At 70.5% G+C, this 26,809-nt stretch carries 15 protein-coding genes; 14 read left to right on the forward strand and 1 reads right to left on the reverse strand.

Going from position 1 to position 26,809, the window contains the following annotated elements; all coding sequences use genetic code 11:
* Positions 1–46 precede the first annotated feature (46 nt).
* The 14 genes from sctV (at position 47) to asnB (ending at position 15,276) form a co-directional block, all read left to right on the forward strand.
* The gene (gene sctV, locus WT97_RS01070; RefSeq protein WP_059502593.1) at positions 47–2,254 is read left to right on the forward strand and encodes a type III secretion system export apparatus subunit SctV; all 2,208 of its coding nucleotides are present in this window, start codon (positions 47–49) and stop codon (positions 2,252–2,254) included.
* Complete coding sequence (gene sctS / locus WT97_RS01075; protein WP_006480854.1) at positions 2,251–2,529, forward strand: type III secretion system export apparatus subunit SctS; 279 nt, start codon at positions 2,251–2,253, stop codon at positions 2,527–2,529. The genes sctV and sctS overlap by 4 nt, the downstream gene beginning before the upstream one ends.
* Positions 2,529–4,565 (forward strand): type III secretion system outer membrane ring subunit SctC, encoded by a 2,037-nt coding sequence (gene sctC, locus WT97_RS01080; RefSeq protein WP_059793372.1) that lies wholly within the window; start codon positions 2,529–2,531, stop codon positions 4,563–4,565. Before sctS ends, sctC begins: the two co-directional genes overlap by 1 nt.
* Positions 4,546–5,904 carry a type III secretion system inner membrane ring subunit SctD gene (sctD, locus tag WT97_RS01085; RefSeq protein ID WP_060352649.1) on the forward strand — a complete coding sequence of 453 codons (1,359 nt, stop codon included), beginning with the start codon at positions 4,546–4,548 and terminating at the stop codon, positions 5,902–5,904. Before sctC ends, sctD begins: the two co-directional genes overlap by 20 nt.
* Positions 5,905–6,044: 140 nt before the next feature.
* Entirely contained in the window at positions 6,045–6,257 is a 213-nt protein-coding gene (locus tag WT97_RS01090) for a hypothetical protein (RefSeq protein ID WP_006480857.1), read from the forward strand.
* Positions 6,258–6,381: 124 nt separating this feature from the next.
* Positions 6,382–6,858, forward strand: a complete 477-nt coding sequence (locus tag WT97_RS01095; RefSeq protein WP_059793368.1) for a hypothetical protein — start codon at positions 6,382–6,384, stop codon at positions 6,856–6,858.
* 50 nt (positions 6,859–6,908) lie between these two features.
* Positions 6,909–7,796, forward strand: coding sequence for a type III secretion system inner membrane ring lipoprotein SctJ (sctJ, locus tag WT97_RS01100; protein ID WP_034204428.1), 888 nt, complete (start codon positions 6,909–6,911; stop codon positions 7,794–7,796).
* Positions 7,793–8,533 (forward strand): SctK family type III secretion system sorting platform protein, encoded by a 741-nt coding sequence (locus WT97_RS01105; RefSeq protein ID WP_059502601.1) that lies wholly within the window; start codon positions 7,793–7,795, stop codon positions 8,531–8,533. The genes sctJ and WT97_RS01105 overlap by 4 nt, the downstream gene beginning before the upstream one ends.
* The gene (gene sctL, locus WT97_RS01110; RefSeq protein WP_060352650.1) at positions 8,515–9,144 is read left to right on the forward strand and encodes a type III secretion system stator protein SctL; all 630 of its coding nucleotides are present in this window, start codon (positions 8,515–8,517) and stop codon (positions 9,142–9,144) included. The genes WT97_RS01105 and sctL overlap by 19 nt, the downstream gene beginning before the upstream one ends.
* A complete protein-coding gene (gene sctN, locus WT97_RS01115; RefSeq protein WP_060034669.1) occupies positions 9,141–10,523 on the forward strand; it encodes a type III secretion system ATPase SctN in 1,383 nt (460 codons plus the stop codon). Before sctL ends, sctN begins: the two co-directional genes overlap by 4 nt.
* On the forward strand, positions 10,516–11,190 hold the full coding sequence (locus WT97_RS01120) for a hypothetical protein (protein WP_060352651.1): 675 nt from the start codon (positions 10,516–10,518) through the stop codon (positions 11,188–11,190). The genes sctN and WT97_RS01120 overlap by 8 nt, the downstream gene beginning before the upstream one ends.
* On the forward strand, positions 11,184–11,993 hold the full coding sequence (gene sctT / locus WT97_RS01125; protein ID WP_059502609.1) for a type III secretion system export apparatus subunit SctT: 810 nt from the start codon (positions 11,184–11,186) through the stop codon (positions 11,991–11,993). Before WT97_RS01120 ends, sctT begins: the two co-directional genes overlap by 7 nt.
* Positions 11,994–12,009: 16 nt before the next feature.
* Entirely contained in the window at positions 12,010–13,041 is a 1,032-nt protein-coding gene (locus WT97_RS01130; RefSeq protein ID WP_059502611.1) for an EscU/YscU/HrcU family type III secretion system export apparatus switch protein, read from the forward strand.
* A 264-nt stretch (positions 13,042–13,305) separates the two neighbouring features.
* Complete coding sequence (asnB, locus tag WT97_RS01135; protein ID WP_060352652.1) at positions 13,306–15,276, forward strand: asparagine synthase (glutamine-hydrolyzing); 1,971 nt, start codon at positions 13,306–13,308, stop codon at positions 15,274–15,276.
* Positions 15,277–15,321: 45 nt separating this feature from the next.
* Here asnB and WT97_RS34455 read toward each other — a convergent pair whose 3' ends face one another.
* The gene (locus WT97_RS34455; protein ID WP_060352653.1) at positions 15,322–26,721 is read right to left on the reverse strand and encodes an LWXIA domain-containing protein; all 11,400 of its coding nucleotides are present in this window, start codon (positions 26,719–26,721) and stop codon (positions 15,322–15,324) included.
* Positions 26,722–26,809 lie beyond the last annotated feature (88 nt).

A 26,809-nucleotide genomic window follows, 5' to 3' on the forward strand; every position in this document is an offset into this window, starting at 1 on the left:
AAGGGTTGCCCGTGCCAGCCGGCGACAACGACAGGACAACGGCACGATGGCTGAACCGAAGGCGCTCTCCCGCGACTGGCAGCGGTGGTTTTCCGCCGGCCGCGGCGTGTCCGGACGGCGCCTCGGAGGCGCCTCGCCGCGCGCCGACCTGTTTCTCGCGACCTTCATCGTCGCGGTCGTCGCGCTGTTCATCCTGCCGCTGCCGCAGGCCGCGCTCGACGGGATGATCTCGCTGAATCTCGCGGCGAGCGTCGTGTTGCTGACGGTGTCGACCTACGTGCCGTCCGCGGTCAGCTTCTCGTCGTTTCCCGCGCTGCTGCTGTTTACGACGCTGTTCCGGCTCGCGCTGAACATCGCGTCGTGCAAGCTGATCCTGCTGCACGCGAACGCCGGCCACGTAATCGATGCGTTCGGGCGGCTGGTGGTCGGCAACAACGTGGTGGTGGGCGGCGTGGTGTTCCTCGTGATCGCGGTCGTGCAGTTCATCGTGATCGCGAAAGGGTCGGAGCGGGTGGCCGAAGTCGGCGCGCGCTTCTCGCTCGACGCGATGCCGGGCAAGCAGATGAGCATCGACGCCGACCTGCGCGCGGGCATCATCAGCGCCGACGAAGCCCGCGAGCGCCGCGAGAAGCTGGAGCAGGAATCGCAGATGCACGGCGCGATGGACGGCGCGATGAAGTTCGTGAAGGGCGACGCGATCGCGGGGCTCGTGATCGCGTTCATCAACATCGTCGCGGGGATCGCGGTCGGTACGCTGATGCACGGGATGGACATCGGCGAGGCGCTGCAGCGTTACGCGATCCTGACGGTCGGCGACGGGATGGCGTCGCAGATTCCGTCGCTGCTCGTGTCGATCGCGGCGGGCATCGTGACGACGCGCGTCGCGACGCGCGATGCGCGGCAGCGCCAGCTCGGCGAACAGCTCGGCGAGCAATTGGGCGCGCACCCGCGTGCGTTGCTGATCGCCGCGTTCGTGCTGACCGGTTTTCTCGTCGTGCCCGGTTTTCCGAAATGGTCGTTCGCGCTGATCGCGCTCGGCCTCGGCGTCTTCGCGTTCTCGCAGCTCAAGCGCAAGACGTCCTCGCCGAGCTTCAACCTGATTCACGTCGCGGGGCGCGTCGGCGCGGCCGACGACGGCCAGCCCGCGAAGGTGTCGCATGCGGCGGGCGTCACGTCGCTGATCGCGGTGTCGCTGTCCGACGACCTGCGTACGGGCCTGAATCTCGCGCAACTGCAGGCGGCGTTGTCGAGCGCGAAAGCGCGCGTCGACGCGGACATCGGCACGGTGTTTCCGCGCATCACGCTGAACGACGACGAGGGGGCGCCGGCCGGCACGTACCGGATCTACCTGCAGGACGTGCTCGTCGCGCACGGCGCGCTGAAGCCGGGCTGGCTGCTGTGGGACGGCGTCGCGCCGCTGCCCGAGCGCGCGGAGCGCCAGCCGGCCGAGGCGTTCGGCCCGTTCGCGACCGCGCTGTGGATCAAGCCGGACGGCGCGGCGCCGGACGGCAAATGGCTGTCGAGCGAGGGCGCGCTGGCCGCGCACGTCGAGCAGATCGTGCGCCAGCATGCGGACGAACTGCTCGGCATCCAGGAGACGCAGGCGCTCGTGCATCTGGTGCGCCGCGATCATCCGGAACTCGTGGGCGAACTGACGCGGCTCGTGCCGCTGCAGCGCGTGACCGAGGTGCTGCGCCGGCTGCTCGCCGAGCAGGTGCCGATCCGCAATTTGCGCGTGATTTTCGAGAGCCTGATCACGTGGGCGCCGAACGAGCCCGACGACGTGATCGCGCTGGTCGAACTCGTGCGCGTTGACCTGCGCCGGATGATCACCGATCGTCACGCGGGCACGGCGCGCCAGTTGCGGGTCGTGCTGTTCGAGCAGAACCTGCAGGAACGGATCGAGAGCGCGGTGATGCGCACCAAGCAGGGTAATTTCCTCGCGCTGTCGAGCGCGGTCAAGCAGGACATCGGCGAGCAGGTGCGCGCGATCGTGCAGGCCGCGCAGGCGGCCGGCCCCGGCAGCCACGGCAACGCGCCGGGCGCCGCGCGGCTCGCGGTGATGGTCGCGCTCGGCGCGCGCCGCTACGTGAAGACGATCCTGCAGCCGGTGCTGCCCGAACTCGCGGTGCTGTCGTACCAGGAAGTCGAGGAGGACGTGCAGTTGCATACGGTCGGCTGGGTGAAGAACCCGCCGGACGACGGCACGGTCGGCGCGGGCGCCGACGTGCGCGCGCCGGGGGCCGTGCAATGACGAGCTCGACGATCCTCGACCTGACGCGCCAGGCGCTGATGCTGGTGCTGCTGCTGTCGCTGCCGATCGTGCTGATCGCGACCGTCACGGGCCTCGTCGTCGCGATCCTGCAGGCCGTCACGCAGGTGCAGGACGCCAATATCGGCATCGCGGTGCGGCTGATCGCCGTGATGGTCGCGCTCGTGCTGCTGTCGGGCTGGCTCGGCGGCGAAGTGCTGCGCTTCGCGCAGCAGGCGCTGGAACGCATGTTCGTTTCTTCCACAGGAGTCCTTTGATGCGTCGACGCGTCGCCTCGATCCGGTTTCAACCGCGCAGCCTGCAACGGGCCGCGCTCGCCGTGTGCGCGACCGCGCTGCTCACGGCGTCGCTGTGCATGGCGCCCGCGCAGCATGCGCGCGCCGCGGACCTGCGCTGGCGCAACAAGCCGTTCACGATCGTCGCGAACGGCAAGAAGATCGGCGACTTCATCCGCGAGCTCGCGTCGTCGCAGGGGGTGACGGCGGTGGTCGACCCGAAGGTCGACGGCGTGATCAGCGGCCGCTTCTCCGGCACGCCGCAGCAGACGCTCGACACGATCTGCTCGACCTACGGGCTCACGTGGTACTACGACGGCTCGTTCCTGTATGTCGATCCGGCCGACCAATCGCAGACGCAGATGATCCCGATCCCGCCGAACGCATCCGGCGAAATCGGCCGCGCGCTGCAGGCGATGCAGATTCCGGACAAGCGCTACACGCTGGTGATCAACGACCGTGCGAACAGCGTGTACGTGGCCGGCCCGCGCCGCTATGTCGAGCTGGTGCGACAGGCGGTCGGCTCGGTCGGCGATCCGTCGGCGAACGGCGCGCATGCGGACATTCGCGCGTTCCGGCTGAAATACGGCTGGGCGTCGGACTTCACGATCAACCGCTCGGGCAAGGAGGTGACGGTGCCGGGCGTCGCGACGATCCTGCGCAGGCTGTTCGGCAAGAGCGGCGGCACGACCGCGGCGCCGTCGAGCACGCCGCTCGGGCAGGCCGCGCGGCAGGTGAAGCTCGGCTCGGGGCTGACGATCGCGGTGCCGCGGCTCGATTTCCCCGATATTTCCGGCGGCCCGCGGCAGGGCGGTTACGGCGGTGCGGACAGCAGCCTGGGCGGCGGATTCTCGCCGTTCTCGAACAACGGCGGCGGCGACACGCTGCCGCAGATCGTCGCCGATCCGGCGATCAACGCGGTGATCGTGCGCGACCTGCCGGAGAACATGTACCGCTACCAGTCGCTGATCGGCCAGCTCGACGAGCGGCCGCGCATCGTCGAGATCAACGTGACGATCATCGACATCAACGAGGATTCGCTCGACAGCCTCGGGATCGACTGGCGCCTGCACACGACGCACGGCGACGTGCAGATCGGCAACGGCGCGAACCCGTTGAACGGCAACACGCAGTACAACGGCGCCGGCAATCCGCCGCTCACGTTCGGCGTCGGCGCGTCCGAAACGGGGTCGACCGGCACCTTCATGCCGACCGGCATCGCGCTGACCGCGTCGATCGGCGGCTCGCTGCGCAATTACCTGCTCACGCGCGTGAACGCGCTCGCGCAGAAAGGCCAGGCGCAGCTGCGTTCGAAGCCGAAGGTGCTCGCGCTCGACAACACCGAGGCGATCCTCGAGAACCTCACGCAGTTCTACGTGCAGGTGCCGGGCTACCAGGATTCGTCGCTGTACAGCGTGACGACCGGCACGAGCATCAAGGTGACGCCGATGATCGTCGACGAGGCGATCCGCAATGCGGCGGCCGTCTCGGGCAATCCGCAGAGCGTGATGATGTCGATCGACATCCAGGACGGCAATATCGTGCCGGGACAGGCGGTGTCGAACGTGCCGGTGATCCAGCAGCGCAACATCGTCACCAAGACGATGATCGACGAAGGCAAGAGCCTCTTGATCGCCGGTTTCAACGACGACGAGGTGCGGCTGAACAAGAGCGGCGTGCCGTGGCTGTCCGACATCCCGCTGATCGGCAACCTGTTCAAGTACACCGACAAGTCGGGCAATCACATGGAGCGGTTCTATCTGCTGACGCCGCGCGTGGTGACGACCGCGTCGATGTATGCACCGGACGGCGCGCCCGTGAACCCCGGCGTCGACGGTCCGGCGAACCAGGAAGGGATGTCGATGTATCGCCCGCCGGACAACGACATCGCCGTCCCGCTGACGCCGAAGCCGCTGCCCGGCACGAAGTTCGGTCCGCCCGCGTTGCCGCCGCCGGATGCGGCGGCGCAGCCGGCGACGACCGCAGGAGTGGTCACGCATGTCGACGAGCATCATTGAACCGCACGGCGAAGGCGCATTGCCCGGCGGCGCGGGAGGCGCAGGGGCCGGCTCGGCCGCGCTCGCGTCGCCGTGGAACCTGTGCTTCCTGAGCGGGCCGATGTACGGCCGCACGATGTCGCTCGCGCGTGGCGCGAACTGGGTCGGCACGGCGGCCGATTGCGAAGTGATCCTGCCCGATCGCGAGATCGGCGCGAAACAGGTGTGCCTGCAGGTCGGCGCGCTCGCGGTGACGGTGCAGAACCATGGCGGCGACACCGGCGCGCCGGTGCTGTTCAACGACGAGCCGCTCGGCACCGGGCGCCGCTCGCTGACGCCGAACGACGTCGTGACGGTCGGCTCGATCCGGCTCGGCATCGCGCGGCATGCGCAGGCGAGCGTCGCGCTGCCCGACGAAACCGACGCGCCGGACGCCGCGCGCGAGGCCGCGTGGCTCGGCTGGCTCACGGGCGGGCTGCGCCGCCTCGGCAGCAGGCGGCTCGTGATCGCGCTGGTCGCGCTGTGGCTGGGCGTGCTGCTCGGCGCGCTCGGCTACGGCTTCGTCGCGTGGTCGGGGCGGCTGCCGTGGCAGCACGAATCGGTGCTCGCGCGCACGCACCGGCTGCAGCAGTTGCTGCACGCGTATCCGGAGCTGGCCGTCGCGCCGCGCGACGACGGCGTGATCGTGTCGGGCTACGTGAGCGACCCGGCCGCGCGCGAGCGCGTCGCGCAGATCGTCGCGGGCGTCGACAACGCGGCGCTGGGCAACATCTACGTGGTCAGCGATCTCGTGGCGACCGCGCAGACCTATTTCAGCGACACGGCGCTGACGGTCACGTATCTCGGCCGCGGGCGGATCGAGCTGACGGGCACGGCCGCGCGCGCGCAGATCGAGCCGCGCATCCGCAACTACATGAAGGACGCCCGCCCGGCGCTCGAGGTGGTCGATCACGTGCGCGATGCCGATGCGGCCGCGCCGCGCACGGCGACGACGCTCGGCGGCACGGCCGGCATTCCGGAGATCACGACCGTGTTCGCCGGCGACGGCGACCAGCGCTACATCGAGACGGTCGACGGCAGCCGCTATTTCGAAGGCGCACGGCTGAAGGAGGGGGCGACCGTCGTATCGATCGGGCCGGACGCCGTGGTGTTCGAGCGCAACGGCCAGCGCATCACGATGCCGCTCGGCGGCGCGTCGGCGAGCGCGCCCGAGCAGGCGCCGGCGCCGCCCGTCGCACCGCTCGCGAGCGGCGCGGCGGCGGGCGTCGCGCAGCCGGTGCCGGGGCCGACGCTGTTGCCCGATGCGCCGGCGACGCCGGCCGTCGCGGCGGCCGGCGCATCGAACGGCGCGACGCACTAGGGTCGCGACAGGATCGGCGCATCGCGTCGCGCGATGCGCGCATTACGCGACACGCCGCGCGCATGCGGCGCGTCACGTCGCCGGCGGGGCATGGGGCTGCCGCCGGAATGTGGAGTGTGGTTCACGTAAAGGAGCGAAGCATGGGTACCTCGGCAGCAGGTGGTGTGACCAACACGGGCGACGTGCAGAAGCAGGCCGACGACCTGACCAAGACGCAGCTCGAACTGACGAAGATCAACTTCCAGGTTCAGCAATCGACTGCGACGTTCGAAACCAGCAACGCAGTGACCGCGCAGGAGGGGACGGCGAATGCCCAGGTTGCGCAACACCTGAGTTCCGCCGGCCGCGCGTGACGCCGGTCGCCGGCCGTGCCGCGCGACGCCGGATGCCGGGGCCGCCCGTGACGGGCGCCCGGTGTGGCGTGGGTGCGTGCCGGCCGGCCCGTTCCCGGCTCTGCCGGTCAAGGAGGACACGATCATGTCGGTAACAGGCGTAGGCGCGGCGCCGCCGGGCGCAGCCGCGCTCGCGAGTGCCGCGCAGCAAACGGGTGCGACGTCCGATCCGGCGCAGGTGCGCCAGTTCGATGCGCTGATGCAGCCGGGCGCGTCGCCGGCCACCGCACCGTCTTCGTCGGGCGTCGCGATGTCGCGCGCGCCGGTGGATGCGGCGCCGGCCGTGCAGATGACGCCCGCGCAGGCGAACCAGTCGTCGCTCGTCGAGCGGTTGCGCACGTACGGCAACGATCTCGACGCGCGGTACGCGAACATCGACAAGCACCGCAGCGAAATGCTGACGTCGATGGCGGACAGCCGCAGCGATCCGCTGATGACGATGGTGAAGGCGATGGATTTCCAGTGGACGGCAACCACCACGATTTCGGAATACCAGTTGAGCCTGTCGGTTGCGCAGGCGGCGAACGGCTTCACGCATACGGTGCTGAAGACGCAGGAGTGAAAGCGCGCGTGGCGGCCATGCGCCTTCACGCGCCCTGAAGCGGACAAACGATGACGACGATCGATTCGACGCCGCGCACGCATGCGTGGCGCAGCCGGGCGGCGCGCGCGCTGCTCGCGGGGCTGCTCGTGCTGTTGGCCGGGTGCCAGAAGGAGCTGTACTCGGGCCTGTCGGAGCGCGACGCGAACCAGATGGTCGCGGTGCTCGGCGACGCGGGCATCAGCGCGTCGAAGGACAACGACGCGCGCGACACGTCGGACCGCAACGCGTGGCTCGTGAGCGTCGCGGACGGCGACATGCAGGCGGCGCTCACGGTATTGCAGGCGAACGGGCTGCCGAAGCCGAGCTACGCGAGCCTCGGTGAGCTGTTCCAGAAGCAGGGCCTCGTATCGACGCCGGCCGAGGAGCGCGTGCGCTACCTGTACGGTGTGTCGCAGGATCTGTCGCGCACGCTGCAGGACATCGAGGGCGTGGTGGTCGCGCGCGTGCAGGTCGTGATTCCGGAGAACGATCCGCTCGCGGACAAGATCAAGCCGTCGTCGGCCGCGGTGTACATCCGTTACCGGCAGGGCGTCGACCTGCGCGCGATGGCGCCGATGGTCAAGGATCTCGTCGCGCACAGCATCGAGGGGCTGCAGTACGACAACGTGTCGCTGTTCCTGCAGCCGGCCGCCGCACGTGCGACGCGCGTGGACGGAATCGGCAGCGCGGTGTCGGACATCCTGCGATTGCGCTCGCCGCTCGGCTGGCTCGTGTTCGCGCTGATCCTGCTGACCTGCGCGGTGATCGCGCTGTCGGCCGCCCGGCGCGGGATGTTCGGTGCGCGGCTCGCGGGCCTGCTCGGCGCGCCGCGCGGCGCGAACGGGGGCGGCGGCGCGGCCGCGCAGCAGGCAGGCGGCGGGCTGCGTACGCCGGACGGCGCGCGCGACGGCGCATGAGCGATCCGCATGCGCCGGCGTCAGGCGATGCGGCCGAGGCGGCGCTGCTGCCGTGGCTGCAGCCGCTTGCGCCGCCGCCCGCCGCGCGCGCTGCCGCGTTTCATGCGCTGGTCTGCGACTTTAACCTGCGGCCCGACCGCTATCTGCACGTGACGCGCGTGCCGGCCGAGTGGCCCGCGCGCTACCGTTCGCCGGACGCGTTCGGCGCGGCCGGCCGCAAGCTGCTGGCGCGCCATCTGCTCGACGTCAACGGCGTGGCCGACCGCCACGACTTCGCCGTGGCGAATCCGTGCGCGCGGCTCGCGCTGCTGCCGGGCGCGGCGCTCGAGCAACTGGCCGCGTATGCGGGGCTGCTGCTGCACCGCGCATGGCTGCGCGACGCGCTGGCCGGGCGGCGCATCCGCGCGGAAGTCGCGGCGCGGCTCGGCGGCGATGCGCTCGAACTCGCGCTCGAACGCGCGCCGGAATTCGGCGCGCTCGCCGAAACGCTCGAACCGTGGCGTGCCGATCCCGCCGCGCTGCCGGCCGTGATCCGCGCGCGCGGCGGCCGGCTGCTCGCGGATTTCATCGGCGTGGCCGGCGACGCGGTGGCGCGGCGCGTGCGCCTGAAATTCAACCGCGCGATCGACGACGAAGCGCCGTACTGGCTGAACCGCGCGCAGCGCGACCAGTTCGGCGAACTGATGTTCCTGTTTCTGATTCCCGAGAGGCTCGCGTCATGGGACTGGCTTTTCTGATCACGAGCGACAACCTGCAACTGCTGTCGGAGCGCAAGGTGCTCAAGGAGCGCGAATACGCGGCGCTGCTCGACGCGTCGGCGGTGATCGCGACCGCGCATGAAGAGGCGGCGCGCATCGTCGCCGACGCGCAGCGCGAATTCGACAAGCGCCAGGCAGCCGGCTACGACGAAGGCATGCGCCGCGCGCAGCGCGAGCAGGCCGCGCAGGCGTACACGCAGGCGCTCGCCGCCACGCGCACGATGGAGACGATGAAGGACGCGATGGCCGATATCGTCGTGAAAGCCGTGCGCGCGATCGTCGGCGAGATGAGCACGCAGAAGCTGTACGAGGCCGCGCTCGCGCGGATCGCGCCGCTCGTGCGCGACGAGGCGTTCCTGATCGTGCGCATCGCGCCCGGCCGCACGGAGGAGATGCGCGACGCGCTCGACGGCGCGTTCGCGGGGCAGTCGAACCGGCAGAAGATCCGCATCGTCGAGGACGCGCAGCTCGAACGCCACGCATGCACGGTCGAGACGCCGTCCGGGCGCATCGACGCGAGCCTCGACCTGCAGATCGACGCGTTGCGTCAGGCGATCCGCCGCGACGCGCTGAAGGGCGCCGCGCGATGAACGCGCCGCTCGACGATACGCAGCCGTTCGGCAGCGGCGACGACGACGGCGTGCCGTTCGATCGCGGCCGCCTCGTCGGCGAGCTCGACGCGGGGCTCGCGTTTTTCTCGCCGGTGTCGGTGCAGGGCCGCGTCAATCACGCGGTCGGGCAGATATTGAATGCGACGGGCATTCGAGCGCGGCTCGGCGAAATCTGCGAGTTGCGCACGCCGAACCAGCCGACGCTGCTCGCGGAGGTGGTCGGCTTCTCGCGGCAGACGACGCTGCTGACGCCGCTCGGCGACGTGGCGGGACTGTCGCCGGAGACGACCGTCGTGCCGTCCGGGCGCGAGCATGTATTTCCGGTGGGCGAAGGGCTGTTCGGCCGCGTGCTCGACGGGCTCGGCCGGCCGCTCGACGATCGCGGGCCGGTGACGGGCGCCGCGTGGGTGTCGACGCAGCAGGATCCGCCGAACCCGCTCGCGCGCAAGATGATCGACACGCCGTTTCCGACCGGCGTGCGCGTGATCGACGGCCTGATGACGCTCGGCATCGGGCAGCGCGTCGGCATCTTCGCGCCGTCGGGCGTGGGCAAGAGCACGCTGCTCGGGATGATCGCGCGCGGCGCGCAGGCCGACGTGAACGTGATCGCGCTGGTTGGGGAACGCGGCCGCGAGGTGCGCGAATTCATCGAGCACAGCCTGTCGCCCGAGGTGCGCGCGCGATCGATCGTCGTCGTGTCGACGTCGGATCGCCCGGCGATGGAGCGCGTGAAATCCGCGCTGGTCGCGACCGCGATCGCCGAGCACTTCCGCGATGCGGGCAAGCGCGTGCTGCTGCTGGTCGATTCGCTGACGCGATTCGCACGCGCGCAGCGCGAGGTCGGTCTCGCGAGCGGCGAGCCGCCGACGCGGCGCAGCTTTCCGCCGTCGACCTTCGCGGTGCTGCCGCGCCTGCTCGAACGCGCGGGGCAGGGCGCGCACGGGTCGATCACCGCGCTCTATACGGTGCTCGTCGAAGGCGACGAGGAGTCGGACCCGATCGCCGAGGAAGTGCGCTCGATCCTCGACGGCCATATCGTGCTGTCGCGCAAGATCGCGCTCGCGAACCGCTATCCGGCGATCGACGTGCTCGCGAGCCTGTCGCGCGTGATGCCGCTCGTCGCGAGCCGCGCGCATCAGCATGCGGCCGCGCGCGTGCGCGAGCTGATCGCGAAGTACCAGGAAATCGAGCTGCTCGTGCAGATCGGCGAGTATCGCGAAGGCAGCGACCGGCTTGGCGATCTCGCGCTGCGCGCACGCGATGCGATCGGCGCGTTCTGCGCGCAGGCGTCGGACGAGGACGTGCGCTTCGACACGCTGCTCGCGAAGCTGACGAAGCTGGCGAACGATCATGTCTGAAGCCGACGACCGCCTCGTGCTCGCGACGCTCGCCCGCCTCAAGCGCGTGCGCGAGATGCGCAGCCAGATCGCGCGCGTCGCGGCCGCGCGCCAGCAGGGCATTGCCGCGCAGAGCCGGCGCGCGCTGGCGGCCGCGCAGGCGCAGCTCGCGCAGCAGGTCGCGGCGAAGGCGGCGATCCAGACGCGCCTGGCCGACGACGTGCGCGAAGCGCGTGCGTTGCAGAACGCGGCGGCCGATACGCGCACGTTCGACCGCCATATCGGCACCGCGAACGCGTCGGTGAGCGAGGCCGCGCACGTGCATCGCGGTCACGAGGCGACGCTAGCCGACCTGCAGCGCGCCGCGCGCAAGGCGAAGGCCGCCGAGGACAAACTGGAGAAGGCCGGTGAGAAGGCGCTGCACGCGCGCGCCGCGCGGGTCGAGCGAGATGCCGACGAAGTCGCGGACGGCTACGCGGTGCGGCGCTTCGCGACGGGCGGCACTTGGTTGGCCGGCGCGGGCGATGCGTCGGGCCATGCGTCCACGCCGCCGGGGGCTGCCGCCGCGTTCGATGCGGCAATGACCGAAACGGAAACGGGCGCCGATAGCGCCGCAGAAGCCGACGCCGAAGCGGGCGCCGCGCCCGACGATCCCGCCCCGCCCGCCGCCGCGGAGCGCCGATGCTAGACCAGGCCGCGGGCTTCAACGACGTCGCCGGCATGCTGCGGCCGCTGCTCTACGTGATGCCGCGCCTGCTGCCGATCATGTTCGTCGTGCCGGTGTTCAACGAACAGATCGTCACGGGCCTCGTGCGCAACGGGATCGCGGTCGTGATCGCGGCGTTCGTCGCGCCGACGATCGATGCCGCGCAGGTGGCCGCGCTGCCGTTCCTGATGTGGTGCGTGCTCGTCGCGAAGGAGGCGATGGTCGGCATGCTGCTCGCGGGCGCGTTCAGCGCGGTGCTGTTCGCGATCCAGGGCGTCGGCTACCTGATCGACTTCCAGACCGGCAGCGGCAGCGCCGCCTTCTTCGATCCGATGGGCGGGCACGAGGGCGGCCCGACCTCGGGATTCCTGAATTTCGTCGCGATCGCGCTGTTCGTCACGGCGGGCGGGTTGCAGGTGCTCGTGCAACTGTTCGCGCAGTCGTACGCATGGTGGCCGATCGGCTCGCTCGGCCCCGATTTCTCGTCGATGCTGCAGACCTTCATCGTGCGGCAGACCGACACGATCTTCGAATGGATGGTGAAGCTCGCCGCGCCGGTCACGATCGTGCTGGTGCTCGTCGAGCTCGGCATCGGCCTGGTCGGCCGCGCGGTGCCGCAGCTCAACATCTTCGTGTTCTCTCAGCCGCTGAAGAGCGCGCTCGCGGTGCTGATGATGATCCTGTTCCTGCCGGTGGTGTACGCGTCGCTGCATTCGCTGCTGAGCCCCGACAGCGGATTGATGGCGTTGCTGCGCGCGCTGTTCGCCGCGCACGGCGGCGGCTGAGCGCGCCGGAGCCGACATGGCCGAAAAGGACCAGAAACCGACCGCGAAACGCTTGCGCGAGGCGCGCGAGAAAGGCGACGTGCCGAAGAGCGCGGAAACGGTTTCGTCCGCGTTCTTCGTCGGCGTGTGCGTGGCGCTCGCGGTGGGCATCGGCTCGCTGTTCGCGCGATTGCAGGCGCTGTTCCGGCTCGTGTTCGACGCGGTCGGCGCGGCCGACCCGTCCGCGCGGCTCGCGGTGCTGATCGATGGCGCCGCGCGCGACTGGGCGACGCTGTCCGCGCAGATCGCCGCCGCCGGCCTGCTGGCCGGATTGCTCGCGGGCTTCGTGCAGGTGGGCGGCGTGATGGCGTGGAGCCGCCTCGTGCCGCAATTGTCGCGGCTCAATCCGGCCGAGGGGATGAAGAACCTGTGGTCGCTGCGCAATCTCGTCAACCTCGCGAAGATGCTGCTGAAGACGGCGCTGCTCGTCGCGACGCTCGGCTGGCTGATCGTCGAGTCGCTCGACCCGTCCGTGCAGTCGGGCTTCACGCGGCCGGTCTCGATCCTCGCGCTGATCGTGAAGCTGCTGATGCTGCTGTTCGGCTGGGCGGCGCTGATCTACATCGTGATGGCGCTGATCGACATCGTGCACCAGCGGCACGAGTTCAACCAGAAGATGAAGATGTCGATCGACGAAGTGCGGCGCGAGCACAAGGAGGACGAAGGCGATCCGCACATCCAGGCGAAGCGCCGCCAGCTCGCGCGCGAAGTGCAGTTCGCGTCGCTGCCCGACCGGATCGGCTATGCATCGGTGGTCGTCTATTCGCCGCGTGTCGCGGTCGCGCTCTACTACGGCGGGATCGGTTCGCTGCCGTGGGTGCTCGCGCGCGGCGAGGGCGACGCGGCCGAGCGGATCGTGCGGCTGGCCCGCGACGCGCTGCGCCCGACGCTCGCGAACGTCGGGCTCGCGCAGGCGCTGTACGAGACGACGCCCGAGAACGGCACGATCCAGCCGCAGCATTTCCGCGAGGTCGCGCAGTTGCTGAAATGGGCGACCGGCGCGGGTTGATGCAGGGCGGCATCCCTGTCGACATGCGGCCCTTTTTTCGATTCGCCAGTATCCGCCGGGCGACCGGCCGATTCGATATGGCCCCGTCGCGCCGCCATGTGCACACGGCGCTTGACGTCTATTTTTTTCCGAATTCCGCCAACATTCACTGGTGAATTATTGCTGATTTATTTCTTCGTAATATGGCTCGACCGTCATGCCCGACGGCGGGCCGCGAGGTTGCGCCGCGCGTGACGGAACAGGTCAACAGGGGCAGACAAATCAATGTGCGGAATCGACGGCTTTCTGAATAGCGTCGCCTTCGATGAGGAGACAGCGCGCGGCACGCTCGCGCGAATGACGGCGAGCCTCGCGCATCGCGGGCCGGACGGGCAGGGCATCTGGGTCGACCCGGAAGCCGGCATCGCGCTCGGCCACCGGCGGCTCGCGATCGTCGATCTGTCGGTGCATGGCCGGCAGCCGATGGCTTCCGCGTGCGGCCGCTATGTCCTCGTCTTCAACGGCGAAATCTACAACCATCGTGAACTGCGCGCGGAGCTCGAGCGCGCGGGGCGCGCACCGGCGTGGCGCGGCCACTCCGACAGCGAGGTGCTGATCGCGGCGATCGTCGCGTGGGGCGTCGAGGCCACGTTGCGCCGCGCGACCGGCATGTTCGCGTTCGCGCTGTGGAATCGCGCGTCGCGGGTGCTGACGCTCGCACGCGACCGGATCGGCGAGAAGCCACTCTACTACGGCCGGGTCGGCGACGCGCTCGTGTTCGCGTCCGAGCTGAAGGCGCTGCGCGGCTATCCGGGCTTCGACGGCGCGGTCGACCGCGACGCGCTGTGCCTGTACCTGCGCCAGTCGAGCGTGCCCGCGCCTTACACGATCTATCGCGGCATCCGCAAGCTGCCGCCCGGCACGTACATCCAGTTCGAACATGCGCGCGACACGCCGCGCGTGCGGGCGTACTGGACGCTCGAACAGGCGATCGAGGCGGGCCGCGCGCAGCCGTTCGAGGGCAGCCCCGACGAAGCCGTCGGCGAGCTCGACACGGTCCTGCGCCAGGCCGTCGCGCGGCAGATGGAAGCCGACGTGCCGCTGGGCGCGTTCCTGTCGGGCGGCATCGATTCGTCGACGATCGTCGCGCTGATGCAGGCGCAATCGGCGACGCCGGTCGACACGTTCACGATCGGCTTTCACGAGGCCGGCTACGACGAAGCCGGTTACGCGAAGGCCGTCGCGCGCCATCTCGGCACGCGCCATACCGAGCTTTACGTGACGGCCGACCATGCGCTCGGCGTCGTGCCGAAGCTGCCGTCGATCTACGACGAGCCGTTCTCCGATGCGTCGCAGATCCCGACCTTTCTCGTCTCCGAACTGACGCGCCGGCACGTGACGGTGAGCCTGTCCGGCGACGGCGGCGACGAGCTGTTCGGCGGCTATACGCGCTACTTCCTCACGCCGCGCCTGTGGCGCAAGCTGCATCGCGTGCCGGCCGTCGTGCGGGCACGGATCGCCGCCGCGTTGCATGCGCTGCGGCCCGATCACGCGGACCAGCTCGCGGCCGTCGCGCAGGGCGCGTGGGGCGGCGGCGTGGAGGCGCGCGAATCGTCGTCGCGCATCGGCGATCGCCTGCACAAGCTCGGCCATGTGATGACGGCGGAGAGCCGCATCGGGCTGTACCGGCTGCTGATGTCGTCGGTGCATCATCCCGAGCGTATCGCGTTGGCGGGGCAGGAGCCGCCGACGCCGCTCGACACGGTGTCCGCGTGGCCGGCGCACCTGAGCTTCGCCGAGCAGGCGATGGCGATCGACACGCTCACGTACCTGCCGACCGACATTCTCGCGAAGGTCGATCGCGCGGCGATGGCCGTGAGCCTCGAGACGCGCATGCCGTTCCTCGACCATCACGTCGTCGAATTCGCGTGGCGCGTGCCGGCATCGGTGCGCTTGCCGGAAGGGCAGTCGAAGGCGCTGCTGCGCCGGCTGCTCGACCGGTACGTGCCGTCCGCGCTGATCGACCGGCCGAAGCAGGGCTTCTGCGCGCCCGTCGACCATTGGCTGCGCGGCGCGCTGCGCGACTGGGCCGAGGCGCTGCTGCGGCCGTCGCGCTTGCGCGACGAAGGCTTCTTCGATGCGGCGGCGATCGAGCGGCTGTGGCGCCAGCACCAGACGGGCCGGATGAACTGGCAGCACCCGTTGTGGACGGTGCTGATGTTCCAGGCGTGGCTGGAGGCGCAGCGCGCGGGGTGACGGCAGGGTCGCGCCCGCCGCACGTGGCGCGCGGCGGGCCGGCCCTCATCCGACCACCAGCGGCGTGCCGATGGGCAGGTGCGCGGGATCGCGCGCGGCCGACGGATTGAGCTGCAGGATCTCGTTGAGCGCACGCGCATCCTGCTCGCCGCGCGTCATCGCCTGCTGGTCGGCGCGCGACACGTGCGCGGCATCGAGCAGCGACTGGCGATGCTGGTCCGCGATCACCCACAGCGAATCGCCGTCGACGACGATATAGGGCTGCGCGGCGTTCGACGGCGAAGGCGGGTTCGACGGCGTGCCCGGCGGCGACGGTTGCGGTTGGGACGGCGTGGCGCTCGCCGACGGCGATGGCGGGGCACTCGGCTGCGGCGCATGCGTGACGGGCGCTGGCTGCCCCGGCGTGGCGGACGGCGACGGCGCGACGGCGTGCTGGGTCGAGCCGCCGCCCGGCTGCTGCGTGCCGGATGGCGGCGGCTTGCCGTCGTCGTCCTCGAACGCGGTGTAGATCCACTTGCCGACGTAGATCAGAATCGGCGCGACCATGAGCGAAGTCGGGATCGAGCCGGTGAGCCGCTTCGGCAGGTTCGGGAAGTGCGTATCGATACGCGCGAGTGCGAGCAGCGTCGCGGACGACAGCGACGAAATCGCGATCGGCAAGTCCGAGTGGATCGCGGGATGCGGGCCGACGAACGGCGCGATCGCGCCGCCGGCGATGCTCGCGAGATCCGACATCAGGTCGATGCCGCGCACGACGCGGCTGCGCCGCTCGATGTTCAGGTGTGCGAAAGCACTGCCCTGCACGAGGCCGGTGTACGTGATGCCGAGCAGCGCACCGGCCGCGCCCAGCGCGGGCACCACCGACGGATTCTGCAGCAGCGCATGCAGCGACAGCTCGCCGAGGCTCGCATAGCCGGCGATCGCGGCGGCCCGTCCGGCCTTGCCCATGAAGCGGCGCGGATTCCCGTAATGCAGCTGCTGGATCGAGGTGCCCGCGAGCACGCCCTGCATCTGCTGGAGCATGTCGTTGGCGATCATCTTCGTGTACTCGAGCGTCTTGTCCGCCGGCAGCGATGCGGCCTTGTGCAATGCCAGCTGGAGATGGATCTTCGCGCGCGCGCTTTCCGCGAGCAGGATCAGCGACGCGTTGCGCTGCTCGGCATGCATCTGGTGCGCATCGAGCTGATTGTTCAGGCCGTCGACGAAGCGGTCGATCACGCGGTCGAACAGCCGCGGGTCGCCGCTTTGCAGCGCGCGCACGGTGTCCTGGTGCACGGCCTGCACGAGCCGGCCGGTCCGCACGCCGACGAACGCCGCGTTCGCGGCCTGCTTGAATTTGTCCGGCGTCAGGCCGAAGTGATGGACCGCGAAGCCGGCCGCCGCGCCGATGGCGATCGACATCAGGTTCTTGCCGTTCAGCAGCGCGGCGATCCAGCTGTCCGGCTGATGCAGGCGCAGCGCATGCAGTTCCGCGGCCGCGGCGAGCGGATCGTCGGGACGCATCGGTTCGTTCGTCTGCGCGCTGACGAGCCGGCTTTCGCTGATCGGTTGCGTATCGGCGGCGACGAGGGCCGGCGCGAGGACGGCTTCGCGCCAGGCCTGCAGCGGCTCGACGCCGGTGCCGCCGCCGTCCGTCGTGACGAGCTGTTCGGGCGCCGCGAGCCGCGCGCCGACGTCGGCGAGCCACCGTTCGGTGAACATCCGGGCGGCATCGCTGGCCGCGGGCGCACGGCGCGGGTCGGCGGCCCATTGGTCGACCGCGAAGCGCGACGTCGCATAGCGGGCGCGATGCAGCAGTTGCGAGGTGTTGCCTTCGTACAGTTGCTGGCGCAACGCCGCGATCCGCGCAGGCGACATGCCGCGCGCCCGGCCGATGCGGTCGACTTCCGCGAGCAGCAGGCTGTGCTGGTTCATCAGCGTCGTGCGGTCGACGCGGTCGTACACGCGTGTCAGCGCGTCGGCACCGTGCAGCCGTGCGAGCGTCGGGTCGTTCGCCCGGGCGCGCTCGACGAGCAGCGTCGCGAGCGCGGTCGTCAGTTCCTGGTTCGCGACGAAGTCCGAGCCATGCGTCGCGTACGACAGCCCGACATGAACCCACGGCAGCGCCGGATGGTCGAGCAGCGATTTCGCGAGCTCCAGATGGCTCGCGCCGGATGCGGGCTCCGGCACGGTGTCCCAGCCGTGGAACGTCACCATCACGTGCGGCGCCGGCTGGCCGAGGTGCTTCCGGTTCCACGATTCGAGCAGCGCGCCGAGCCGCGCGTGGTCGTGATAGCCGGTGTTGGGGCCGGGCTGGTGCCGGTGGTCGACGGACGACACCAGCGCCCGCGCCGGCGCCATTTCGAAGCGCAGCAGGAAACCGGCCTTCGACGACGCGTCGAGCCAGTCGTGCACGTATTGCTCGGCCAGATCGTCGATACGCATCGACTTGCCGTTCGCGCCGGCGATCGTGCCGGTCCAGTAGTCGATCGTCGCGTCCCGGTGGTCGCCGATCGACTTCGCGTCGTGCACGACGGCGGGGTCGTGCTTCGCGCCGCGCGTGGCCGCGAGCGTGTGCGGATCGATCACGACCGTCACGGCCGCCATCACGCCGCCGTGCCTTTCGATCTGCGCGACGAACGTCGCGGGATCGTCGGAAAGCCGGAACGCGCGGCTCATCGGCACGACGCGCTGCTGGTACGCGGGATCGGCGGCGAGGAGCCGGCAGCGCAGCGCGCGATCGGTCGCGAGCGCGGTGCTGAAACGGCTCAGCCCCTTTTTTCTGAGCGGAATCGGCGCATAGCGCGAGCCGCCGCCCGACCAGTCTCGCGCGACGTACAGCGGCATGCCGGTGTCGCGCAACGCCTGTGCGTCGGCCATGATCGCCGGCGGTACGCCGTCGACCGCATCGTCCATTTCGAGCGGCGCGGCGCGCGGATCGCGCGCGTGCTGCACGAGCGCATCGATCCGGTCGTAGTGCGCGAGCAGGGCCGACGCGTTGCCGTCGCCATAGCGCTGCAGCGATTCGACCTGCGTCGTGCTGACGAGCGACGGTTGATAGGTCCGCACGTCGAGCACCGGATGGGCCGATGCCGCCTGCCCGTTGCGCGCGGCCGCGGCGTTCGCGCGGCGGATCGCCTGCAGCGCCGCGTTGCGTTGCGACCGCAGCCGCCGCGCCTCGGCCGCGCCCCAGTTGCGCCGCGCGTCGGACGTTTCCGGCGACGGGTCCTTGGCGAGTGCGTCGACGTCCGCGAGGCGGGTCTCGAGCGTCTTGAGCCGCGTGCCGCGCGCGTGTTCCGCCAGCGCATCCGGCGCGAGTTCGGTCAGCAGCAGATGGGTGTCGCCGCCGTACGGGCCGCCGCCGATCGGCGACGCTTCGAGCGGTACGCCCGGGCTGTCCGGTTTGCGCCAGTTGTCGTGCCACGTCAGTTCGCCTTCCGCGTTGGCCGTGATCACCGCGCGCGGCTTGCCGAGCCGGTACGCGATGCGGTCGCCGCCGCCATACACGTAGATGAAATGCTTGCCGGGCACGAGGCCGCGCGCTTTCGCGAGACCGAGCAGGTGCACGATGTTGTGGCCGCTGAAATCCAGCGCATGACCGGACGCCGAGGGCAGCAGGCCGGCTTCGAACGTGCGGGGCGCCGGCGCCAGCGCGGTGGTCGCGGGCGGGCGCGTGCCGCCGGCCGGCAGCGGGCGCGTCGCGGGCGACGCGCGGCCGAGCGTCGCGATCGCGCGGGCGCGGCGCAGCGCGATCGCGGCGCCCGCCCCGGTCAGCGACGCGAAGCGGCGCCGCAGGCCGTGCACGCCGCTGATCGCGACATGGCCGCCGTATTGAAGGCCGCGGCGCGGCAGGACTTCGGTCTTGTCCTTCTTCGGTGGCCGCGGCGCGTCGAAGCGGTCGCCGACCCGCGCCAGCATGGCCGGCTCGACGCTGCTGACGAAGAACGTCATCCCACGCGTGCGTGCGCGCGTGAGCGGCACGCTGTGCAGCTTGCCGTTCGGCCGCAACCGGATGCGTCCGCGTTGCGGGTATGCGGCGGCGAGCGGACGCTCCTTCACATGGGTCTGCGCGTGCGGTGCGTTTTCCTGGTATTGCCAGACGCCGGTGGCCGAGTCGTAGCGCGCATGACCGGCGATCTTGCCGGTCGCCTTGTCGACGACGTAGATCGTATCGGCGTGGCCGGCCGTCGCGACGGCCTGCTTCGCGCGTGCGAAATGCCGAGCATTCGACAGCGCGTCGATCGCATCGACGTACGCATCGCGCACGCGGCCGTTGCGCGTGAATTCGACCGTCTCGCCTTCGCGCGCGGGTTTGATCTTCGCCGGGCCGCCGAGCGCGGCCAGTTCGCGGTGCGTGACGGGCGACGCATGGAAATCGAACGCGCGGCGCGCGGCGGCGGTGCCGGTCGGATCGCTGCGTTCCATCGCGCTCGACAGCGCCTGCTTCAGCGCCTGCCGTTCCTCGGCGCTCAGCGCGTTGCCGAGAAAGCGCAGGCGGAGGATCGCGCCGTTCGCATCGACGTGCGCGGTCGCGACGAACGTCGGTGGCGCGTCGGGCGTCGGCTTGCCGGCGCGCGAGATCAGCAGGGCCGTGTCGGTGCCGGTCTGCTGCACCAGGTGCCCGAGCGTGGGCGCGTGCTGGCCTTCGGCGCGCGTCAGCGTGCGCATGTCGCGCTCGTCGAGCCACGCGCGCGCGTGCTTCATCGCGTCGCCGTCGACCGCATGGCGGCCGCGCGCCGGCGCGGCGAGCCGTGCCGCGACGGGGCGGCCGGCGGCCGAGCGAACCTGTGCGCCGTAGTAGTCGCGATAGGTCGGATTGCCGGGCGTCGACGTGTGCATGTCGCCGAACGTATCCGCGAGGGCGTCGAGCGCGGCCGGGTCGCGGCTCGTCAGCGCATGCTCGGTCGCCCGGGCGAGCGCGTCGGGCAGCTTCGCGTGGGCCGCGATGTCGGGCCCGCCGGCGGCGAGGATTTCGTTGCGTATCGTGTACGCGTTGACCTCCGCGCGCGCATCCGACTTCAGCAGCGCGGCCACCGCGGCTTCGGGGCTGGCGTGTTCGGCGGCCAGCGCGCCGGTCGCGAGATCGACGCTGTGCTGCAGTTCGTGGCCCCACACGAACACGAGCGTGCCGGCGCGGCGCGTATTGCCGTCGAGCACGATCGTGCGTGTCTGCGCATCGGCGTAATGGCCGCCGCCCGGCGTGCCGACGCGGATCGTCCAGCCGTCGCTGCGGGCCAGCCGCATCTGCGCGCGGAAGGTCGGCGACTGCCGCGCGATCGCATGCGCGCGCATCAGCAGCACGCGGCCGCGGAACCGCTGCACGACGCGCCCGAGCATGCCCGGGCGTTGTGCGTACGCACCGCTTTCGGCATACGCGGGATGGGCGAGGCGAATGCGGCCCGTCGCGATGCCACGCTGGACCGTGTCGATGACTCCGTCGATCCGCTCGACGACGTCGCCTTCCGGGTCCGCCTTGTGCATGACCTGGCCGGGATCGTGCAGCAGCACTTCGCCATGACGGCCGAACAGCACCTGGAAGTCGTACAGCAACCCGTGCTGTTGCGTGACGTTGCGAATGTTCACCAGATCGCCGAGACCGCTGCGCCGGACCACGCCGGGCAGGCCGAGCCCTTTCTCCATCGCGGCGCTGCTCAGAAGGGCGGCCGGCTTGTACACGACACCGACCCGGCCCAGGTGCGAGAACGGGCCGTCGACCGTGCTGACGGGCAGGCCGAGCCGTTTCAGTTCGCGCAGGCCGCCCTGTTCGGCGCCGATCTCCTCATGCGCGACTTCCACGCCGTCCGGCGACGTGTCGCGGAAGAAGCCGATGGCCTGGCCCGTGCCGCCGTCGAATACCGTCTTGTAGAGCCCGGAGCCGACGAGCGGGCCGAGATGGTCGGCGGGGTCGACGGGGCGCGCCGGGTCGCCGGCGACGTGCAGCCGGCCGCCGGTGACCGACAGCTCGCCGAGCGCCGGCTGCGTGTAAGCGGCCGGCACGTAGCGATTCATGCCCGACAGATCGGTCAGGCTGCCGCCTGCGCCGACGGCGTCCGGATGCACCGCGTAGACGGGGCGTTGCCACAGGTTCGCCAGTTGCGCGGCCGCGCCTTCGTTCGCGTGCCGTGCGGCCAGGATCACCACGCGCTGGCCCGCGTACGGCGCGTCCGACAGCAGCGAGAAGCCGTGCGGATCGATCGGCCGGCCGTCGGGGCCGAGCAGCGTGCCATCGGGCTGCGTGTCGGCGTGGACGATCGCGAGACGGTCGGCTTCATCCATCGACACGAGGCCGCGCCGCCTGAGCCCCAGCGCATCGAGCGCCGGCGTCGCGGCGCCGAACGGCGACGCGTTGCGCTCGACATGCGCACGCGACCACGCGACGCGCTGGGCCTGGATCTCGCGCATCGAGCGCGGTGCATCGTCGCGCGGCTTGTCGCGGCCCCCGCGGTCGTGCGGCGGATCGCCCGCATCGCGCGGCGGCGCATCGCCGCGATTGCCGAGGTCGACATCGTAGCGGGCCTCGAACGAATTGAGCTGCCGGCTCGCCTCGGCTTCGAGCGCCTTGCGCGTATAGCGGCCGCCGGGACGCTTGCCGGCGGCGTTCGCGCGCGAACGGTCGCCGCCGAGCAGGCGCATCTGCTGGGCGAGCGTGCCCGACTGTTCGGCGAGCGCGCTGACCTGGTTCGGCAGCGGCGTGCCGCCGGCACGCATCTGCACGTCCGGGCGCTCGAGCTTCACGTCGCCGCGCTCGATCCCGCGTTCGAGCAGCGTGATCTGATCGTCGACGTCCGCCAGGGTCTGACGATACGCGTCGCTGTTGGTCTCGATCGGGCCGGGATCCGCGAGCAGCAGCCGGCCGTCGCGATACACGCCTTGCGGATCGAAATAGAGCCGGTCCTGCTGAATCGCGTCGCGCAGCGTGCGCAAGGTCTGCAGCGATTCGGGGTCGAGCGTCGTCGGCAGCAGCCCGCGCCCGGCATCGCCGGTATGCACCCCGCCGCGCGGCTGGTACAGCACCGCGACGCGACCGGCGTGCGAAAACGGGCCGTCCATCGCGACGGTCGGGAGATCGTAGCGACGCCGCAGCAACGCGAGCGCCGCGCGCTCGGCGTCGGCACTGGCCCGCTGTTCGGCGCGCGTGCTGAAATCCTCGTAGAGGGCGACGACCGCGTCCCGGCCGAGCGCGAAGCCGCCCTTGTGCGCACCGAAGCCGAGCAGCGCGCCGAGATGCTCGTTCAGGTCCACGGGCTTGCCGCTGTCCGCGTGGAATACCTGCAGGCCGTCCGCCCGCAGTGGCCCGAGCGCGACGTCCGGATGCGGCGCGGGATCGAAGCGCAGGAAGCCGCTGGTCGCGCGGATCGTGCCGTCCGCCGCGAGCGCGCCGCGCGGTGCGACGAAAACCGGGCGGTTCCAGACGTTCGCGAGTTCGGGCGCGAGCCCGGCCTCCGCACCTTCCGCGACGAGCACGATCGGCTCGTCGAGCCGGGACGGCGCCGGCAGGCCGTGGCGCGTGTCGAGCGCGAGTTCGTGGCCGGACAACGGCGTGCCGTCCGGGCGCGTCAGGGGCGCATCCGCGCGGCCGTTGCGCACGACGAACAACGTGCGCCCGCCGTAGCTGTGCTGCTCGACGCGCGGGCCGACGGTCGCGACCGCGACGTCCGCATCGCGGGCGGCGAAGCCCGGCGCGAGCGGGGACGATTCGATCGCATGGAGGACGGTCCAGGCGACACGCTGGCGAAACGTCAGCGGTTCGAGCGGGCCGCCCGCGCCGGCTTCGGCCGGATCGGCGATCCGCCGGTACTGGATCGTCCGTGCGTCGCCGCTGCGGCGATCCGCGCGCGATGCGGTGCGCGCATCCTGGTCGTTCTCGGCGGCGCGTTCGCGTACCTGCGCGGACGCGCGGCCCGCCTGCGCGGTCGCGCGCGACGTCGCGGCGGCCGGCTCGGCGACGGCCGCCGTCGGGTCCGTTGCCGCGCGCAGTGCGGACGGGGTCGCGCGGGCCGCATTCGTGCGCGCGCCGTCGTCGTGCGGCGGCGCGGCCGGCGCTGGCGCGGCGGGCGCCGGGGTCGCGCCCTGCGGGGCGCCGACCTGGCTCGGTGCGCGCAGCTCGATGCCGTCGGACAGCGTCAGGCTGCCGTCCCGGCCGGCCGTGATGCGGCCATCGGTGTCGTAGCGGTTGAAGCGCGTGCGCTCGAGGGTGCGCCACGAGCCGTCGACGCGCTCCGCGATCGTGATGCGGCCTTCGTGGTCGACGAACGCGGTGGTGCCGGTCTTGCCGCGTGCGCCGGTATTCACCGCATTCGCGCGGCTCAAGACGCGGATCGGCACGCCTTCGTAGGTCAGCACGCGCTTGCCGACCATCAGCGTGCCGTCGCCGGCCACGGTCACGCTGCGGCCGTCGATGGTCGCGCGCGTGCGGCCGAGCCGCAGCGTGTTGGTCGCCGTGTAGCGGCTCTGGCCGATGCGCACGGTCTGGTCGCCGATCTGCACGGCCTGATTGTTCAGGTCGCGGCCGCCGAAGCCGCCGGTGCGCCGCACGATGCCGGTCGTCACGGCCTTGAGCTTCTGGTGGCCTTGCGCGAGGCCGAGATTCAGGATGAACGACGACGCATCGCCGGCGAGCCGGTCCGTATGGCCCGTCAGCGCATCGTGCACGAACTGCACGCCGGCTTCCGCCGCGCCGCCGAGACCGGTGACCGTCGTCGCGCGCCGCACGAACGTGGCGAGCCCCTTCGAGTCGTTCAGCAGCGTGGCGATCTTGCCGACGCCGCCGACGCCGGCCGGCACGAGGTTCAGATAATCGGCGCGCGCTTGCGCGTCGAGCGGGCTGATGGTGCGATCGTGCTGGATGCGATTGGCGAGGTCGTAGCCGGAGTTCGCGACGGCCGCCGCCGCCGACGTGTAGATCAGCCCGGTGCCGGCCGCATTGAGCGCGACGCCGAGCGGCGCGCCGAACACGGTCGCATCGAGCAGGCCGCCGCCGACTTCGAGCGCGATCCCGCCGAGCAGCATCCCGAGGTTCACGTCGCCGGCGCCGAACGTGTGCATCACGCTTTCCCACCAGCTGTCGTCGTGCGCGGTGTCGTGCCGGTCGATCCGTGCGGCGCCGTTCGCGTCGTAGCCGGTCGCGATGTCGAGCGTGCCGTCCGACGACAGCGAGTTGTCGTCGATGAAGTTGTCGATGCTCGAATATTTCGCGCCCTGATCGTCGACGTAATGCGTGTCGCCGTTCTCGTTCGTGACCTTGAAGATCGCGCTCGTGACGAGGCCGGCGTCCTTCGACGCATAGACGATCGGCATCACGTTGACGCGCGTGCCGGCGCCGCCGCCCACCTTCAGCAGTTCGTCGCGCACCTTGTCGATCGATTCGAGCTTCTTGCCGTCGCTGAATTGCGCGGCGTGCGGGTCGTCGGTCGCGTGGTCCGGCGACAGCCCGAGCGCGACGCCGACGAGATTGCGCTGCTGCGTGTCGTCGAGCTTGCCGAAGTCGATCGTCGCGCCGTGCCGGGTGGCTTCGCCGGCCTTGTCGAGCAGCGACTGCGACAGCTCGCTGCGGTGCGCGCCGAAGAAGTCGGACAGCGCCTTCGCGTAATCCTTCTGATCGGATTCGGTCTTCGGATTGCGCAACCGCTCGTCCAGATGCGCGTCGAATTCGTTGAACAGCACCTGCTGATGCAGCGTTTCGCCGAGCAGTTGCGCGCGCTGGACATCCTGGTTCGCCCGATCGAGTTCCGCGAGCGCATCGGCAAGCGGCTTCGCGTATTGATTGACGACGAACGGCACCGGCGCCGTCAACGGAATGTTCTTCGGGGTGCCCTGCGGCTTCGCGATGGAGAACACGCTCGGCGTCGGGCCGATGCCGTGATCGCGGTTCCACTGGTCGTACTGGGCCTGCAACCCGTCGACCTTGATCTTCAGCTCCTGCTGCTTCGCCTGCGCATCGGCGAGCGTCTGCTTCGTCGCCCGCTCGTTGACGGACACGGTCATCCGGTCGTCGGCCTGATGCAGCGCGGACGCGATCGTTTTCAGGCCCTTGATCTCGAGCGGCGTCGGATCGTTCGCGATGCACATCGTCCGGTGGTCGTACCGATCCTGCACGCCGGCGGCGAGATCGTCGTAGTGGATCGCGAGCGCGTTGCCGTAAGCGGCGACATAGCCGTCGTGCGCGAGGCTCGCGGCATCCTTCGCCTTCGACAGTTGCGTGGCGGCGTCTTCGACGCCGAGATCGGCGCGCGGATCCATCAGCTTGACGCCGGGATGGTCGCGGCGCCATTGCGTCGCGCTCTTTTGCGTGGCGTCGTAGTGCTTCTGCTGTTCGTCGACCTGGCGATTCGCATACAGCATCTGCAAATAGCCGCCGCTCACGCGCGCGCTCGCCTGCGCGTGATTCAGCAGGTCTTTCTGCGCGGCGACCGTCGTGCTCATCACGGTCGGCCCGTACTTGCCGGACACCGCGTTGTACGTGCCCTGGATGTCGGCGACCTTCGCCGCGTCGGTGGCCGCATTCAGGCACGCGTTCGCATAGTTCGCGTCGTCGGCGCTCTGCGTCAGTTGCGTCCGCGCCTCGTCGGGCTTCAGCGCCGGCGGCACGTCGATCACGCGCTCGAGCGGCGCGAGCTGCTTGTTGATACGCGCGATGCCGGCGTCCATCGCATCCGCGTAATCGCCGTTCGACGCATACGACTGCAACTGGGCGAGCGCGAGATTCGAGTTCGCGATGTCGGCGTTGTGCAGCGCCTTCGCTTCGGACAGCTTCGCGTCCGCCCGCTGCCACGCGTCGTAGGCCTGCTTCTGCTGCGGCGTCCAGTTGTCCTGCGACGCCTGGGTCGGATCGTCGCCGATGCCGGGAACCGCCGCTTTCAGCCGGTCGAGCGCCGCATTCGCGTCGGATTGCGCGGAGCCGGCGCGTGTCGGATCGAGCGCTTCGTTGTCGTGATTGGCCTGCTGCGCATACGCGATCATGTAGCCGGCGTCGGTCGTGACGTCGAGCTCCTTTTCCGCCTTTGCGGTGGCCTTGTGCGCGTTGTCGTAGGCGGTTTGCGCGCGGGCCAGCGCGTCTTTCGTCGTGGACGGATCGTTCTTCGCGTTCGTCAGCGCGGTCTGCTTGTCCTGCTCGTCCTGCAGCGCGTTGTCGTATTGCGTCTGCGCGCCCTGGATCGCGGTCTGCGCGGCTTTGGTCAGCGGATCGTCGACCGTGATGTCGGGCGGCTTGGGCCGGTATTGTTCGGCGAGGCTCCGGATCAGCGAGGTCGCGGACGCGATTTCGGCATTGGTCGGCTTCGACGGGTCCGTATCGGGCGTGACCTGCACCGTGATCGGCGGCGGCGGGGGCGTGGCGGTCTGCTGTTTCGACGGATCGCCCGATTGCCGCGCGGCTTCGGCCGCCGCTTGCGCGCGTTCGGCTTCGAGCGTGCGCTCGAGAAACGCCATCCAGTTGGCGCCCATGCCGACGCCGTCGATATCCAGCATCAAACTTCTCCCGGTCGCGCCGCGCTCTCGACGGGCCGCGCATTACGATGCCATTACGGTCAAGCTTGGAGTGTAGAAAGGCATGCAC

This window comes from Burkholderia sp. MSMB1459WGS (genome assembly GCF_001534535.1).
Taxonomy (GTDB): domain Bacteria; phylum Pseudomonadota; class Gammaproteobacteria; order Burkholderiales; family Burkholderiaceae; genus Burkholderia.

Excerpts from the sequence above, each read along its gene's own strand:
- sctN (WP_060034669.1), top strand. The coding sequence starts at position 9,141 with ATGAACGCGCCGCTCGACGATACGCAGCCGTTCGGCAGCGGCGACGAC.
- WT97_RS01105 (WP_059502601.1), top strand. The coding sequence starts at position 7,793 with ATGAGCGATCCGCATGCGCCGGCGTCAGGCGATGCGGCCGAGGCGGCG.
- sctS (WP_006480854.1), top strand. The coding sequence starts at position 2,251 with ATGACGAGCTCGACGATCCTCGACCTGACGCGCCAGGCGCTGATGCTG.
- sctC (WP_059793372.1), top strand. The coding sequence starts at position 2,529 with ATGCGTCGACGCGTCGCCTCGATCCGGTTTCAACCGCGCAGCCTGCAA.
- sctD (WP_060352649.1), top strand. The coding sequence starts at position 4,546 with ATGTCGACGAGCATCATTGAACCGCACGGCGAAGGCGCATTGCCCGGC.
- WT97_RS01130 (WP_059502611.1), top strand. The coding sequence starts at position 12,010 with ATGGCCGAAAAGGACCAGAAACCGACCGCGAAACGCTTGCGCGAGGCG.
- WT97_RS34455 (WP_060352653.1), bottom strand. The coding sequence starts at position 26,721 with ATGCTGGATATCGACGGCGTCGGCATGGGCGCCAACTGGATGGCGTTT.
- WT97_RS01090 (WP_006480857.1), top strand. The coding sequence starts at position 6,045 with ATGGGTACCTCGGCAGCAGGTGGTGTGACCAACACGGGCGACGTGCAG.
- WT97_RS01095 (WP_059793368.1), top strand. The coding sequence starts at position 6,382 with ATGTCGGTAACAGGCGTAGGCGCGGCGCCGCCGGGCGCAGCCGCGCTC.
- sctL (WP_060352650.1), top strand. The coding sequence starts at position 8,515 with ATGGGACTGGCTTTTCTGATCACGAGCGACAACCTGCAACTGCTGTCG.
- asnB (WP_060352652.1), top strand. The coding sequence starts at position 13,306 with ATGTGCGGAATCGACGGCTTTCTGAATAGCGTCGCCTTCGATGAGGAG.
- sctT (WP_059502609.1), top strand. The coding sequence starts at position 11,184 with ATGCTAGACCAGGCCGCGGGCTTCAACGACGTCGCCGGCATGCTGCGG.
- WT97_RS01120 (WP_060352651.1), top strand. The coding sequence starts at position 10,516 with ATGTCTGAAGCCGACGACCGCCTCGTGCTCGCGACGCTCGCCCGCCTC.
- sctV (WP_059502593.1), top strand. The coding sequence starts at position 47 with ATGGCTGAACCGAAGGCGCTCTCCCGCGACTGGCAGCGGTGGTTTTCC.
- sctJ (WP_034204428.1), top strand. The coding sequence starts at position 6,909 with ATGACGACGATCGATTCGACGCCGCGCACGCATGCGTGGCGCAGCCGG.